The following is a 12,516-nucleotide window of genomic DNA, read 5'->3' as shown; positions in this document are numbered from 1 at the left end:
TAACTGCCTCCGATAAACAGTTACTCGAAGCTTATTGGACGAAGCTAAGGCTGGCAAGAGGGGAATGGAGTATAGTAAGATTAAAAAAACGATAATTTAAAGGAGAACCCTATGTGCCGTAATATTAAGACTTTATTCAACTTCGCCCCGCCTGTTACCGACGATGAGATACAGGCAGCCTCGATCCAATTCATTAGAAAGCTATCCGGGTTCAACGAGCCTTCGAAGGCAAATGAGGTGGCGTTCAATCGCGCCGTCGAGGAGGTGGCAGCGGTTGCCCGGAATCTGTTGGATTCGCTGACAACTAAGGCCGAGCCTCGCAATCGTGAGATCGAAGCCGAACGTGCTCGCGCTAGAGCTGCGAAAAGGTTCGGCGACGGGGAGGATAACTAGTATTGGTTGACATACCCAAGGGGGGTATTGTATATTTGTGAGGAGAGGAGACATTGATATGGAGAATACTGGGGAACATCATGAAACTACTGCAGATTGCAGTACACACGAAGGTGATCGTAAAAGTCATCATTCAGACAAAATGAAGTCAAATCTTGTCACAAGGCTCAATCGAATCGAAGGTCAGATACGAGGCGTTAAGGGGCTGATTGAGAAAGATACGTACTGCGATGATGTCTTGAATCAAATTGCTGCCATTCAATCCGCCCTGAATGGTGTCGGTAAGCTGTTACTTGAAGGTCATATGAAAAGCTGTGTAGTCGAACGCATTCAATCAGGCGATCAAGCAGTAATCGAGGAATTATTAATTACGGTTAATAAATTAATGAGATGATTTGGAGGGGATTTTAATGCAGAATGTAGTTTTAAAAGTTGATGGTATGTCTTGTGGGCATTGTGTTAGTTCAGTTGAAGGCGCAGTTACAAAACTGGGAGCCCTAGCAAAAGTGGATCTCGCAAGCAAATCTGTTTCTGTGGAGTATGAAGACTCCAAGCTATCCTTGAATGCTATTAAAGAAGCGATCGAGGAGCAGGGCTACGACGTCGAATAAATCAATTTGGAGCCATTCTTGATGGCTCCTTTTTTTACCTTCATGAAACAAACATAGACTACGCATAACATTTGATTACAGGTAAATAATACGACTATTATTATCAGGCAATTATTTACACAACTAATCAGGTGGAGGATGCAATGTGTATTTTGTAAAAAGGTCGGTATTAGTTATATTATGTGTAGTGATTTTGTGTGGATTCGAAACCAAGCCAGTAGAAAAGAACAGGGAGTATTATGAGAAGAGAGGTGAAATTGTTTGGGAGGTCCCAGTAGATGAGAAAAAAGTTGCTTTTACATTCGATGATGGACCCTCTCCAGTGACAACAGAACCCATATTAGATTTACTAAAAATGAACAACGCAAAAGCTACTTTTTTTGTTATAGGTAAACGAGCAGACCAGTATCCTGATTTGATTAAGCGTGAGATTGCGGAAGGACATGAGTTAGCTAATCACACATACAATCATTTATATATTAAAACCAATATTAAGACTGAAACCATACAAGACGAGATTGTCAGAACCGAGCAGTCTATAGAACACCTTACGGGTACAAAACCGCTACTTTTTCGTCCTCCTGGAGGGTACTACAATGAGAAAATGATCCAAGTAGCCAAGAAACTGGGATATACAACCGTAATGTGGTCATGGCATCAGGATACGAATGATTGGAGAAGTCCAGGCGTGGGCAGGATCGTAAACAAGGTGTTAAACAATGTTCGGAATGGGGATATCATATTGTTCCACGATTATACACCAGGATCAACACAGACCGTTCAAGCCTTGGAGATCATCATACCTGAACTCACAAAACGAGGGTATCAAATTGTAACAGTTTCGGAATTAATTAAAAACAAGAAAGAGCAAAGTATTCCTATCCATCATTAGGAAAGTTGCTTCCGCATGAAAAAGCCTCTAATACCACTATATTGTGGGAAAGAGGCCTTTTTGTGTCTTGATATCCAACATGAACGGAAGGATCGTGAGACTAGACATCGAATAGTTATTTAACCAAATTATAGGAGGCACCCAACCTTGACTACTCAAATCATTTTTGCTTCGAATAAATTGGGCGTTCTAACGAATGAGCAAATACAATTAATGCTAGACCGATTTGATTTAGGAAAACTTATTGCATGTGAAAAAACCCAAAAGGGGGTAATGGGACAAACCATGTTTGTTCGGTCCTCTTCGGGAGAGTACGTTCTTAAAGGAAATCCCCTCTATGAGGGACAATTCATTGAGGAAAAGTTCTTCGTGGAAAATTTGCTTCAATATACGAAAATCCCAGTCCCATCCCCATATCTTATTGATGAGTCGGATGCAATTTTTGGCTGGAGTTATTCATTAATGCCTCGTCTACCTGGCAGCCATATGAACAATCCAGAGTTCCAAGCATTGCTTAGCAAGGACGACAAAAGGCAGATTGCCACATTATTAGCCAAAACTTTACTAGAGTTACATAGCTGGAAGGTAGAGCAATATGGCGAGTTTGACCCTGTAAATCAGACTTTGCGTCCTTTTAATGGGACTTATAAATCATGGCTTTATACTACAATAAGATACTGGATGGAGGATGCCAAAAAATACTCTGAAATAACCACCAAAGATACTGAATGGGTCGAAAACTTGTTGGCTAACTCGGCAGACGTATTCGAAAGTATGAACTCTCCATCTTTCGTTATGGGGGATTTCAAGCCGGAGAACATTCTTTTAGAATCAAAATCAAATGAATGGGTAATAAGTGGACTGTTTGATTTTACTAACTCTTATTTTGGTGATGGTATTGCAGATTTACCTCGATTGACTGCTATGTTTTTAGAGAATGGGGATGAAGAATTGGCGAGGGAGTTCCTCACGGTATATCTTAATAATGCGGATACGAGAGATGCTTTCATAGAACGTTTCAGGGTCCATATGCTTCATCAACGGGTATTAGACTGGGGATGTGCCAAAGCAATAAATAACGTTACTTGGGATAAAAGTCTTTCTTTTTCTTGCTGGGCCGAGAGGTTCACAGAATCTGCGGCATATTTGCTAAAGTAGTGAGGGAGAGATCATAAAAATGATAAATAGCAAAAAAAGGAAAAATGCTCTGTTTCTCGAATACTCATATTGAACTGGAGTATCCCAATAATAAAGAAGACTCATGGGATAGTTTCAATTATTCTTATTATCTTCGAGGCGGCGGTACTACTAATTTTGGTTTAGATCTGAACTATTTATCTTTTAACAATGGCAACTTTAAGTATGAATTATTTGAAGAGTATAACGCTGACAACGCAGAAACTCACATCGGAATTCATGTTGCAGATAAAAATACCAATAAAGTAACAACAATTGAAGGAATTGAAAAGATGAAGATTGGAAGTTTGGTGAATTTTCGGGGTAGTAAAGTTAAAGAAATTTTATTTGATAGGTGAACTATTCCATCAGAACTATAATTATTAGTTCCTAAAATACTAATTTATGAGGTGAAATGTAATGCAAAGTAATGTGGTTATTCATGACGTGATGCAAGTGCGGACTTCAAAACTTAAAGCTGTCGAACTAATTGGTTTTCAGGGTAATAATTTGGATGACCAGCATAGACTTTCCGTCCTATTGAATCAAAAGGTCAGTGAGATATCCAACAAAGGGAGTGATAATAAGTATTTGGTTATATTGCCAGGGCTCCTTCCTTTAGTCGCAGTTGAAGTTAATGATACAAGCGCTGTGCCAGAAGGAATGACCGCATTTACAATACCTGAAGACGAATACGTTATTTTTAGGTTTGAGGAAAAGTATATTGGTGATTTTTGGAGCTCTATTTGTACGGAAGAGAATCAGTCCAAATACAATATTGATTTGTCGAAACCAAGATACGAAATATTTACCACCAATCTACAACCTCGCGGAGTAACGGAGTGGTATTTTCCTTCAAAGAATTGATTTAAGTAAGGACACGTCGAAGTATGTTTGGGTCTCGCGATGGAGGGATGTAGTACATGTATGAGAAGGATGCGCTGATGAAGGAAAAGCAGCAAGCGGATAGGCAGGGACCACATGAATGGTTGGATGCGATGCGGCAGCCTCTGTTGCGGTATTGTCTGCAGATGACAGGAAAGCGGTGGGACGCGGAGGACCTTGTGCAGGATACGATGGTGCGCTTGATCAAGGCGAGGATGGAACGGCCGGAACAGGCTGTCGGGTTCCGTTACGCATGCAGGACGGCACACAACCTGTGGATTGACAATTGTCGACGGGCGAAACGAGTGACCGTAATAGCAAACGCGGATGCTGCGGAGCAGGCAACCGACAGCGGCAAATTGGGTGAAGGCTTGTATCGTTTACATACATCTGCGGATTCGGGGCATGAGGCCATGGATGTACGCGAGCATCTGGAAGAGCTGGCGTGGCGGTTACAGCCAAAACCTTTCGTCATTCTTTTGCTAATGGAAGTGTTCGATTTCACAGCGAAGGAAACCGCGGCGTGGCTTGGCGGCACAGAGGTAGCGGTGCAGGTTGCGTTGTCGCGTGCGCGCAGCCGATTGCAGTCGCTGAGTCGCTTGACACACACAGATGGGTATGTTGGAGGCAAACCGGCTGATACCGTCGCTTCAGGACGGGCGCCTATACTTGCCGCCTTCTTCGAGGATGTGCTCGAAGCATTCCGACGACGCCATCCGGAAGCCATCCAGGAGGCGTACTTGTCTTTGGTGGCGGCAGGTGGTCAACTGCATGGGATTCGCGTTTCGACGAGCAAGCTTTATTTTACGTTTATGGATCCTGATGGCAATGTACTGATGGTGTCAGCTTAAACCGGTGGGCAGTAAAAAAAATAATTGGAGGTATGTATGGAAAGGCGGCGGTTGTTCGTTAGAATAAAGAAGTACAAGTGAGAGGAGGATCAGCGATGAGAAATTTGCTGGGGATTGCGGGTGTGACGATTGACGATGATTCAGGTGGAGTGGAGCTGGATGTGTTCCGTCATACGATTCTGGCGGGGTTGCTGATCTCAGTGGGAGAGGAAAGGGCAAAGAATCATGCATGACAGAGAAACCGAAATTCGAGTCACAGCTCTGCGTATTCCTGTACGTGAGTTAGGACGGTCGGGAGCCTTCTATTGTAATAGACTTGGGTTAAAACAAGGGCGGTTGGATGTTGGTTTGCGAACATTAACGTTGCTCCCGCTTCTTCCACACGGGCCTCTACTGGAGTTGGTAGAAACGCTCGATGTGCCTCTCTTGCATTTTCCTGTGAAGGGCGGGCATTTCCAACCCATTATCCGACTGCATGCATCAGACTTGGAGGGTATGTATGGAAGGCTCGCCGGTACAAAGATAACTGGAATTCACGAGGATTTACCAGATGATGGATGCGGTCGGTTCTTCGAAGTTGCTGATCCTGACGGGACTTGGCTCCAGTATCATGTGAATATCGACGAATCGGCTGTTAATGCAGGAACTACGGAAGCGGTCGTTAATGTAGAAATTCCGGTTTCTGATGTGTATAAGTCAGCGGAATTCTACGAGAGCATAGGATTTGCACTGGAGCGTGCTCCGAATGCTGAAGTCGCGTTCCTCCAAGCCGGTCGTCGGGTAGACCGATTCGGCTATAAGAATATTCCAGAGTTCGGTATTATTTTGACTCGACGGGATCATTACCCCTTGATGCGGTTTACCAGGGATGAAGCGTGGGAGCCTGTGATAGAGTTGCAGACGAGAGATATTGAGGCGTATCGCTCGAAATTGCTCGAGAGAGGCATTGTTGTAGGTGATTGGCATCACGGAGATCCGGCAGGCTGTATATTGTTGCATGATCCGGACGGACATATGCTTGGTATAAGCACTTTTACCGCAAATGTGCAGACTAGGAACAGAGAGGGACTTGAGGCAAAGATTCTTACGGAGATGAACTAAGCTTGTATCAGCCACACGATATTAAGGAGGAATAAACGGAATGCCGATTCAGCAAATAGGCGGTTTGTTCGTTTCAGTGAGCAATTTGGAGCGATCGATTTTGTTTTATACTGAGATGCTAGGGCTAGTTTGTAGGGGAATTGAAGACTGGGGGGACGGTAACAGGGGAGCGACGCTGTTTTTCGTGCCGCATCCTGAACATGCCGCATTGCTAACCTTGGCGGAGACGAAGGGACCTATCCCTGTGATCGATCGACCTAACTTTAACTTTAAATGCAGTGATGTGCCAGGGCTGCATGCCGCGTTGAAGTCAAAAGGGTGCCGTGTCACGGATATGGAGAAATGGGATTCACCTTGGAATCATCATGTAATGTTCGATTTGTTCGATCCGGATGGTCATATGATTAACCTCATTGAAATGGTGCCCATTCCAGCTATTCTAACAACATCATAAGGAGAGATTAACCATTCATGATTATCGAATCCAAAATCATCGAGAAACCTTCATTCAGTGTGATTGGCATCACTGAAACGATTCATTTTGATTCAAGCTTGCCGCCGTCCGAGAACGCTATCGCGAAGCTATGGGGCCGATTCGGCAAGCGGATCCCGGAAGTTCCCGGTCAGCTCGGATGGCGCAGTTTCGGGCTCATGCTGCAAAATCCGGACAACCTGCCTGGCACTCCATTCGAGTATACGGCCGCAGTGCAAATCTATCAGGACGGCGACATCCCAGAAGGCATGACGCGCATTGAAGTCCCGGCTGCACGTTATATCGTGCTGACTCATCGCGGTCTACTTGACGGCATCGGCGAAGCATTCAAACATTTCTGGGGACATTGGCTGCCGAACAGCCCTTACGAATACGATGGCAGTACTCGTACCGGAAAATATGAATTTGAGTTTTATGACCAACGGTATACGCAACCTGATGATCCAAACTCCGAGATTGACTTGTATTTCCCCATTCGTGACAAAAAAGCCGAGTGAGGTGAGCCCTGGCTAATCCATTAACTCGAATTTATAGTGGAGAACACTGCTTAGGCGGTAACTCCTCTTTTTTTTATCGACCCAGCAACCAAAACTATTAAATGGACCATAAATAATCGAAAGATAGCAATCGAGAAGAAATCGCCCCATATTCGGATGTTTATAATAAAGGGATGGATTCGTAATTGCCGATCGTACAAGCCGGAATTTGCGGAGTGCTGGTTTGGATATTAAGCAAATCATCTTTGGGAAACAGAAGCCGGTGCCAGTTTTATGTGTGATAGCCGAATCATAGGTTGTGGATCGTAATCGCCCACAGCACAATCAATTAAGGGAGTTGAAGGATTCTATGAATCAAGATGTAACCGCATTTATCGAAAGTATTAATCAACCTTGGCAGGTCGAAGTTTGTAATCGACTACGGCAGATGGTCCATCAATCCATACCGGACGTCGAAGAACGCATTCAATACAAGAAGCCGCATTTTCTGAAAAACGGGAAGTACGCAGCTGTAATCTCGCCTTCTAAGGATGCGATAAGCTTTATGATCTTTAACGTTGCCGGACTTGAATTACAAAATGGTCTGTTTGAAGGCCCTCCGGAAAGAAAGTGGATCAAAATTCGCGAAGGGCAATCGACTGACTATGAAATGTTGGCTAATCTTCTCGTCCAAGCATCCAGTACTCTGAATTGAGAAACGATAGTTCTACTATCAAGATGTACGAGGATTTCATGTTGATTGATCACGACCGCTGTCTTTTCAGCGGTTTTTTTTATAATACCGTACAGTGTGACTCAAGGGGGATGAGTGTGAAATTATACGGGATTTCGGTACTGGAAGAGGAGTTGCTTGCAACATTAAAAGTTGATAAAAAAAGTCATACGAACTTGGGAGGAAATGTTAAAATTAGTAAGAGAAATATATGAGCCGTATGTACCCAAATGAGAGGGACAACGAAATTTGAGCTCTCTGATATTATTATCTAAATTAAGGAGGAGATGGAATGGGTAATACAATTCCTAGTAATTCGGATAGTTGTGAGTCGGTAAATTTGGTGAAAACCGTATTCAACCGATTAGGGTGTCTTTATTTGCCTGTGAATGACGGGGGCACAATAAGTAAGTGGTATGAGAAACATTTCAACTCATCGGGTACAAGAGACTTATCTTTGTTTTGGGAAACAACAAAAGAAAAAGGATTGACCTGCAATTTCATGACCGATGAGTGGATCCAAGGAGAACCTTATGAAATGTTTGCCGTTCGCTTTGAAACGGATGCGATTGAGGAATTGTACGAGCGTCTATCAGCCGCTAATGTGAAATTGGAGCCGCTGCTGCAGAATGAAGAAAGTGGGCTAACGTTTGTTTATACCGATCCGCAAGGGAACAAATTTCAAGTCTGGCAGCACCCGGATACAGTCACACAACCATTACGCGCCGACGTGCCCGCATTAATAGGGGTGGCTGATCTATTCTTCCCGGTAAGTGATCCTGAAATTACACGGAAGTGGTATAAGGAGATTATCGGTGTTGAAGTGAGTGAATCAGGTCAACCTATGACAAGTACGGGGCAACAATTTTACTTTCTCAGATCGTTAGAACCCGGACGGACACTTAATTTCTATACTGGGAGTGGGGAAATACAGGATATGTCGATCGCTATGATTTCAGTGTATGGCATCGATGAGATGTATCGTCGAATGATTGACCAAGGACAGAGGGTTCAAGAGAAAATACTGGATAGGGGAGGTTGCGGTAGACAGTTCCAACTCTACGATCCTGATGGCAACAAGTTAGATATCTGGGATCTGCAGACGATGGTGGCACGTAGGCAGGCAGGTGAGGGGAGCCCGAACTGGAAAGAGCGATTTCATTTCTTTAATTGTTGCTTTAAAGGTGTTGATATAGATGCTTTTTTAACAAAAGTGGTTGATGGGGCGCCAGGAGCAAGACACAAACGAATACAGTTTCTAGAACATGCCATCTTACGTGAATCAGATCCAGAAGGTTTGAAAGAGCTTGTGGGAGCATTGGAACAGTTTAGTCAACAGTATCCAGACTGGGCGTTTGAAATCGTATATCGGGAAGGGCGATTTGAATATAATTGAGTTGCAATCGAAGAAATTGAAGGATCATGAAAGGATGCTTGTAATGAATAGGGTCGATGTGGCTTATGTATTGATAACCAATGAGGTACAGGACAAGGTGTTGATGGTACGAAATATTCATTCTTCAAGTTGGTCATTGCCAGGCGGCGCTGTAGAAGTTGAAGAGTCTTGGTCGACAGCTGCTATCAGAGAGGTAAAGGAAGAGACAGGATTGAATGTTGAATTATTAGGTATTTGTGCTATTAACGAGTGTATTTTTGAAGAAAACGGCGAGCATGCCATATTTGTCACCTTTAAAGCGAGGGTTATAAACGGGGAAGCCATGATAACAAGGCCACAAGAGATTGCTGAAATTAAGTGGGTGGACATTGCTAAGGCTAATCAACTAATGCCCTATTATATAGGTGGCTTTAAAGCGATCATTGAAGCCCAAGTAATATCCTATAATGATCAAGGAAGGCAGTAGTTGAAGGAGGAAGAAATAGATATGACAACAAATAAGAAACATTCAGAAACAGCTGGAAAGCTATCAATGAAACGCTCTGGACATCAACAAGTGGTTGAATTTATGAACACTCTCGAACATCCCTTAAAGAAGGAAATTGAGGAAGTTCGAACTATCATTTTAAATGCTAATGAACATCTAAGTGAACAAATAAAATGGAATGCACCAAGCTTTTGTTATAAAAATGAAGATAGGGTGACATTTAATCTGCGCGGAAAAGATTATTTCCAACTTGTTTTTCATTGTGGAGCCAAGGTGAAAGATAACGAAGGGAAGGGACCTTTGTTTGACGATTCCACTGGGCTGTTGGATTGGCTCGCTGTTGACAGAGCTATAGTAAAATTTACTGATTGGAATGACGTGAAAGCAAAGCAAGAGAAGCTTACAGAAGTTATTAACAGATGGATAGAAGTGACAAGTTCGCGGATTGACTAAGAACAGTTGTTACCATAATATTGATATGTAACAATTTACCATAGGAGGGATTAGGTGAACGAGATCAACGTTTCTATTTTGCCTGACATGAAAGCTCAAATTGTTGAACACGGGGAGTTAAAGTTGATCGGCATACCGTGCATTGGTCTAAATGATATGGGGAGTAAGTATCGTCATGCGAAGGACAGCTTGCTTGGGCTCGCCGTTCACATGCCACAGATCGTGGATGTGTCAGTCCAGTATGGCATGTGGCCGCAGTTCTCCGGGCAAAATACCCCGGATACTCATGCATATATTTTATGTGTAGAGGTTTCCACATTTGTTGGAGTACCAGAGTGGTTTGCACGTATAACCATTCCACCGCAACGCTGTGTCGTAGCTGCCAACAAAGACGGGGATTTTGATGGAGCAGGACGATTGATCGACTCTTTTATCTCTGAGAATAGCTTAACCGTGGATACACAAGGGCGTTCATATACAATCTGCGAACGGTACCGTTACAATGATGAAGGCTTCGCGCGATATTCACTTCCGATTGTTTCCCAATAGAGCACAATAATCTTGAGGCTGCCGATAGTAGATCGGCGGCTTTTTGGCGGATTAGCCATTGGTCAACTGCTCAAGAGTTAAACCTTGGGGTCCTATCGGTTATTAGCAAATTTGCACGATTATTCTAAAATTATTACATAAAACACCAGAACTTCTTGGAAATAAGATGATACTCTAACAGGAGAGGTGTGCTTCTATGGGAGGTCTTGAAGCTGTTTTCGTTGACCGTGATGGAACTATCGGTGGAAATGGACATTTTATTCATCCTCGTGATTTTGAACTATTCCCCTTCTCGTTAGATGCAATAAAGTTACTTAAAGAGAATGGAATTAAAGTCTTTGCTCTGACAAATCAACATAGAATCGCTCGTGGTGAGGCGACTGAGCTGGATTTTATTCAACAATTTGTTTCATACGGATTTGACTCATCCTACATTTGTCCACATGCTTCAGATGCAGATTGCGAGTGCCACAAACCAAGACCAGGGCTACTTATTAAGGCTGCACAGGAACATGGATTAGACTTAACTCGTTGTGCAGTAATTGGTGATGTTGGATCCATTGATATGTTAGCCGCAGCAGCGGTTGGTGCTATGAATATTCTTGTTATGACTGGTTGGGGTAAAGGATCGTTAGGTGCCTATCGTGACAAATGGTATGATGCGGCAGAGCCTGACTTTATTGCATCTAACTTCCTGGAAGCGGCAAAATGGCTTATAACAGAAGGGTCAGATACATTTTCAACTGGCAACGGGTAACGATTGTGGGGGAGCTGTGAACAGCTCCTCTTTTTTCATAATATCTGTGTTAGCCCCAATATTGCTGATACTGCGGAAGGTAATGAGTTTGTTGGTATTGCTGATTATATTGTGGCTGTTGATATTGTTGATTTAAATACGGATTAGGTATATTATCCATTCCTTTGTTGCAGTTCGTGTATGGACCTATATATGTTGTGGGTCTAACTGGTGCAATGGCTTGTTTCCATTGATTCTCATCGAGACAATAAGTGTGTGCCATTATATTTGCTGGAGTGAATTTTAGAATGTCAGAACCTAAAATCACTTCAGGGGTTGGTGCATCAAAAATTGCCAAAAGATGAGTGTTATCAACTGAGGCTACTTCATAATGCCACCAACCTTGTGGAACATTTGCGACTTGTCCAGGTGTGATTGTGAAATGGAGCATTTGTTTTGTAAAAGGGTTCAGCATCGATACAGTAGCAGCACCAGAAATACAATAGACTAACTCGGCAGCATTTTGATGATAGTGTGGCTCTACGACATTATTTGCACTTAGGAATATATCTAGTAGTGATACATTTTCCAGTGTATTTAACTGTTTAATTCCTAGTACATTAATGTAATTTCTGCTATCTTTTCTGAACAAGGGGCTATTATTTAGATCAAAAGTGTATTGAGTTGATGGAGATGTATAATCCATATCGGAAACCATAAATTTTCTTCACCTCTGTTATTGGGTATAAAAACTTTATAGGCATGTTATGCACTTACAATTAGTCCGGTGTGCGTAGATCAGGTAAATGCAAATTAGAAAAACTGCGATTTCATATGGAACAAAAAGAAAATATTTGAAATCATTAGGGGGAGCCTTTCCACTGGAGGATGTGTTAGCCATGGCAGAAGATCTAGGTCTTAGTGAAAAGGAAAGAACCTTTCTCATCAAATGGTCAGCTACTCGAACAAAAGGAAGGGTTAGATATATACTTACCAGAGGCAGTTTCTTCGGTCTTTTGCTATTTGGAATCTGGTTGGTCGCAACAGTTGTCGAGATCAATATGTCAGAATTTGAAATGGCACTTTTTAAATGGGAATCATTTCGTAGAAGGTGTATCATGTGGTTCATACTCGAAATGCTAATCGGCTTTGTAATAGCAGTTTCGAGTTGGAAAGGAAAAGAAGAGAAGTATTATTATTTGTCGTGACATCTTTCAACCTTTCGGAGGCCAAAAAGGAAATTCAACTCTACCTACCGAATACTACCAGAAATACCGGTATTAT

Annotated in this window: 20 protein-coding genes; 19 read left to right on the top strand and 1 reads right to left on the bottom strand. The window is 42.7% G+C overall.

What is annotated here, in order from left to right:
• Positions 1-111 precede the first annotated feature (111 nt).
• From AC58QD_RS00740 to AC58QD_RS00655, 18 genes are all read left to right on the top strand, one after another.
• Positions 112-393 carry a DUF2277 domain-containing protein gene (locus AC58QD_RS00740; protein ID WP_497328981.1) on the top strand — a complete coding sequence of 94 codons (282 nt, stop codon included), beginning with the start codon at positions 112-114 and terminating at the stop codon, positions 391-393.
• Positions 394-451: 58 nt separating this feature from the next.
• Complete coding sequence (locus AC58QD_RS00735) at positions 452-787, top strand: metal-sensitive transcriptional regulator (protein WP_497328979.1); 336 nt, start codon at positions 452-454, stop codon at positions 785-787.
• Between the two features lie 16 nt (positions 788-803).
• Positions 804-1,004: a cation transporter gene (locus AC58QD_RS00730; protein WP_497328977.1), complete on the top strand. Its 201-nt coding sequence runs from the start codon at positions 804-806 to the stop codon at positions 1,002-1,004.
• A 145-nt stretch (positions 1,005-1,149) separates the two neighbouring features.
• Positions 1,150-1,896, top strand: a complete 747-nt coding sequence (locus AC58QD_RS00725) for a polysaccharide deacetylase family protein (RefSeq protein ID WP_497328975.1) — start codon at positions 1,150-1,152, stop codon at positions 1,894-1,896.
• A gap of 147 nt (positions 1,897-2,043) precedes the next feature.
• Positions 2,044-3,054 carry a phosphotransferase family protein gene (locus tag AC58QD_RS00720; RefSeq protein WP_497328973.1) on the top strand — a complete coding sequence of 337 codons (1,011 nt, stop codon included), beginning with the start codon at positions 2,044-2,046 and terminating at the stop codon, positions 3,052-3,054.
• Positions 3,055-3,098: 44 nt separating this feature from the next.
• Entirely contained in the window at positions 3,099-3,431 is a 333-nt protein-coding gene (locus tag AC58QD_RS00715; protein ID WP_497328971.1) for a hypothetical protein, read from the top strand.
• 61 nt (positions 3,432-3,492) lie between these two features.
• Positions 3,493-3,939, top strand: coding sequence for an effector binding domain-containing protein (locus AC58QD_RS00710; RefSeq protein WP_497328969.1), 447 nt, complete (start codon positions 3,493-3,495; stop codon positions 3,937-3,939).
• 56 nt (positions 3,940-3,995) lie between these two features.
• A complete protein-coding gene (locus tag AC58QD_RS00705; protein ID WP_497328967.1) occupies positions 3,996-4,808 on the top strand; it encodes an RNA polymerase sigma factor in 813 nt (270 codons plus the stop codon).
• A 95-nt stretch (positions 4,809-4,903) separates the two neighbouring features.
• Positions 4,904-5,041, top strand: coding sequence for a hypothetical protein (locus AC58QD_RS00700; protein ID WP_497328965.1), 138 nt, complete (start codon positions 4,904-4,906; stop codon positions 5,039-5,041).
• Positions 5,034-5,909: a VOC family protein gene (locus tag AC58QD_RS00695; protein WP_497328963.1), complete on the top strand. Its 876-nt coding sequence runs from the start codon at positions 5,034-5,036 to the stop codon at positions 5,907-5,909. Before AC58QD_RS00700 ends, AC58QD_RS00695 begins: the two co-directional genes overlap by 8 nt.
• 40 nt (positions 5,910-5,949) lie before the next feature.
• Positions 5,950-6,363, top strand: coding sequence for a VOC family protein (locus AC58QD_RS00690; protein WP_497328961.1), 414 nt, complete (start codon positions 5,950-5,952; stop codon positions 6,361-6,363).
• Positions 6,364-6,380: 17 nt separating this feature from the next.
• Entirely contained in the window at positions 6,381-6,899 is a 519-nt protein-coding gene (locus AC58QD_RS00685) for a GyrI-like domain-containing protein (protein ID WP_497328959.1), read from the top strand.
• Between the two features lie 349 nt (positions 6,900-7,248).
• Entirely contained in the window at positions 7,249-7,593 is a 345-nt protein-coding gene (locus AC58QD_RS00680; protein ID WP_497328957.1) for a DUF1801 domain-containing protein, read from the top strand.
• Between the two features lie 310 nt (positions 7,594-7,903).
• Positions 7,904-9,007 carry a VOC family protein gene (locus AC58QD_RS00675; RefSeq protein WP_497328955.1) on the top strand — a complete coding sequence of 368 codons (1,104 nt, stop codon included), beginning with the start codon at positions 7,904-7,906 and terminating at the stop codon, positions 9,005-9,007.
• Positions 9,008-9,050: 43 nt separating this feature from the next.
• Positions 9,051-9,473, top strand: a complete 423-nt coding sequence (locus AC58QD_RS00670; RefSeq protein WP_497328953.1) for an NUDIX hydrolase — start codon at positions 9,051-9,053, stop codon at positions 9,471-9,473.
• 21 nt (positions 9,474-9,494) lie between these two features.
• The gene (locus tag AC58QD_RS00665; RefSeq protein ID WP_497328951.1) at positions 9,495-9,947 is read left to right on the top strand and encodes a DUF1801 domain-containing protein; all 453 of its coding nucleotides are present in this window, start codon (positions 9,495-9,497) and stop codon (positions 9,945-9,947) included.
• Positions 9,948-10,001: 54 nt separating this feature from the next.
• Positions 10,002-10,496 carry an AraC family transcriptional regulator gene (locus tag AC58QD_RS00660; protein WP_497328949.1) on the top strand — a complete coding sequence of 165 codons (495 nt, stop codon included), beginning with the start codon at positions 10,002-10,004 and terminating at the stop codon, positions 10,494-10,496.
• Positions 10,497-10,692: 196 nt separating this feature from the next.
• Complete coding sequence (locus AC58QD_RS00655) at positions 10,693-11,253, top strand: HAD-IIIA family hydrolase (RefSeq protein ID WP_497328947.1); 561 nt, start codon at positions 10,693-10,695, stop codon at positions 11,251-11,253.
• A 49-nt stretch (positions 11,254-11,302) separates the two neighbouring features.
• Here the strand turns inward: AC58QD_RS00655 and AC58QD_RS00650 are convergent, their stop codons facing one another.
• Positions 11,303-11,950, bottom strand: a complete 648-nt coding sequence (locus AC58QD_RS00650; RefSeq protein WP_497328945.1) for a cupin domain-containing protein — start codon at positions 11,948-11,950, stop codon at positions 11,303-11,305.
• Positions 11,951-12,131: 181 nt separating this feature from the next.
• On the opposite strand from AC58QD_RS00650, the gene AC58QD_RS00645 reads away from it, so the two are divergent.
• Complete coding sequence (locus AC58QD_RS00645) at positions 12,132-12,440, top strand: hypothetical protein (protein WP_497328943.1); 309 nt, start codon at positions 12,132-12,134, stop codon at positions 12,438-12,440.
• Positions 12,441-12,516: the final 76 nt, after the last annotated feature.

Source organism: Paenibacillus sp. J2R1T-4 (genome assembly GCF_059692235.1).
The sequence above is the reverse complement of the archived record's forward strand: the minus strand, read 5'-3'. Positions and strand labels throughout refer to the sequence as shown.